Origin of the sequence: Gemella sp. GH3, from assembly GCF_013415425.1 — a bacterium.
In the GTDB taxonomy this organism is placed as follows: domain Bacteria; phylum Bacillota; class Bacilli; order Staphylococcales; family Gemellaceae; genus Gemelliphila.
In genome coordinates this window covers 1-466 of the sequence record NZ_JACBYC010000205.1, presented here as the reverse complement: position 1 = coordinate 466, position 466 = coordinate 1, and the positions used below count along the sequence as shown (strand labels likewise).

Sequence of the window (466 nt, the reverse complement as noted above, 5' to 3'; positions counted from 1 at the left end):
GTATACGAGGTGATAGAGTTGGACATCGTATATCTTGCAGGTGGATGTTTATGGGGGACAGAAGCCTTTTTTAAAACGATACCTGGCGTGATTAATACTGAGGCAGGAAGAGTTAATGGAACTACAAATAACTTAGATGGCCCGTACGACGGGTATGCAGAATGTGTAAAAGTTGAATTTAACTCAAATCAAGTAACCATTAAAGAGTTAATGAGTTATCTCTTTGAAATGATAGATCCATATAGCTTGAATAAACAAGGACAAGATGTAGGTGAAAAATATCGTACCGGTATATATAGTGACGATTCTAATCACTTAAATGAAGCTCGCGATTTTATTGATAGTAGATCAGACGCACAGCGAATTATGGTGGAAGTTAAACCATTATTAAACTATGTGAAAAGTGCTGAAGAACATCAAGATCATCTTGATAGGCATCCTGAAGATCAATACCTTTGTCATGTTC

Annotated in this window: 1 protein-coding gene; it reads left to right on the top strand. The window is 36.5% G+C overall.

The annotated features are described in order from the left end of the window. Positions 1–18: 18 nt before the first annotated feature. A partial coding sequence (locus tag HZY83_RS07695) for a peptide-methionine (S)-S-oxide reductase (protein ID WP_179943466.1) occupies positions 19–466 on the top strand: 448 nt, incomplete at its 3' end.